Annotated in this window: 1 protein-coding gene; it reads right to left on the bottom strand. The window is 68.2% G+C overall.

Features of this window, described 5'->3' with window-relative positions; genetic code table 11:
* Positions 1-75: 75 nt before the first annotated feature.
* Positions 76-1153: rhamnan synthesis F family protein (locus ABD663_RS05545; protein WP_344736950.1), on the bottom strand; the 1078-nt coding region annotated here is incomplete at its 5' end.

The raw sequence follows: 1153 nt of genomic DNA, 5'->3' as shown, positions 1-1153 counted from the left end.
CGTACACCACGTACACCACCAACCGGCGACCCCCCACCGGAAACACCGCCGGAACCGCACCCACCGCCGTCGTGCTCATATGCGGGAACTCTCCTGTGCGATCTCGCCCGGTGATCGGCGACCCCGCAGCCTGTCGCGCATGCGACGGACGCGCTCGAGCACCCGCCACGCGATCGCGAACAGCGGCTCGAACGCCCGGCTCAGACCCGGACGGTTCATGCGCAGATACATGCGCAGGATGCTGACCGGTCCGCCATGGCCCGCCCATCCCGCGGCGTGGAGGAACTGGATCTGATCGACCGGATACCCGGGCGTGGTCGAGAACATCTGGTCGACCTTCTCCTCCAGGGCCGTGTGGCTGATCGACGCATGCTCGCGGTTGATCGTCGTGCGGGAGTGGTAGCCGAGTTCGCCGGCGGCGTTGGACACGAGCCGCTCGAGGATGCGATCGAAGCCGATCTGAGACCGGGGGAAGTGCCGACCGAAGTCCGACCAGGTCCAGGTGCGATCGGTCAGCAGCGCCAGCGCCTCGCGTCGCGCGACGAACACGCCGCCCAGCGGAGCCAGCGGCGAGATCGGGTCGAGCGGAACCCGGATGCCGAACTCCCGGCACAGGTCGTGCGCAGCCTCGACGGCACCGGCCCAGCCGCGCCCCATTGTGCCGAAGCCGATGTGCACGGTGGGGGGGAAGACCACGCCGAGTCCGGGTTCGCGCTGGAAGAGCGCGATGAGATTGCGCGCGTACCCGCGACTGCTGAGCAGATTCTCCAACTGATGCCGTCGGAAGTAGCGACGCGCGTTGAACTCGAGACGGCCGCGCTCGATCGTGTGCAGCTTGACGACGAGGTCGTAGCGCTCGTCCTGCAGGACGTCGGCGCACGTGATGAGGAACGCCGCCATGTCACGACCCTGCCGCGACTCGGTGACCCGCACAGTCGATCGCGCGGCCAGCTCAGGACCCCGCCGCCCGATCGCCGAGTCGACGTGGGCTCGGTGGTCGACTGACGTCACCGTGATGTAGAGATCCGAGGGCTCGGGCACCATCGCGCATCGGTCGAGGATCTCGTCGATCATCGAGAGATCCTCGATGTGGGCGATGACGGCGGTGCGCAGCGGACGGTCGGGGTCGTACGCGGTGTCGACATCGGGCAGC

The organism is Microbacterium awajiense (assembly GCF_039536545.1).
GTDB classification, from domain to species: Bacteria; Actinomycetota; Actinomycetes; order Actinomycetales; family Microbacteriaceae; genus Microbacterium; species Microbacterium awajiense.
The sequence above is the reverse complement of the archived record's forward strand: the minus strand, read 5'-3'. Positions and strand labels throughout refer to the sequence as shown.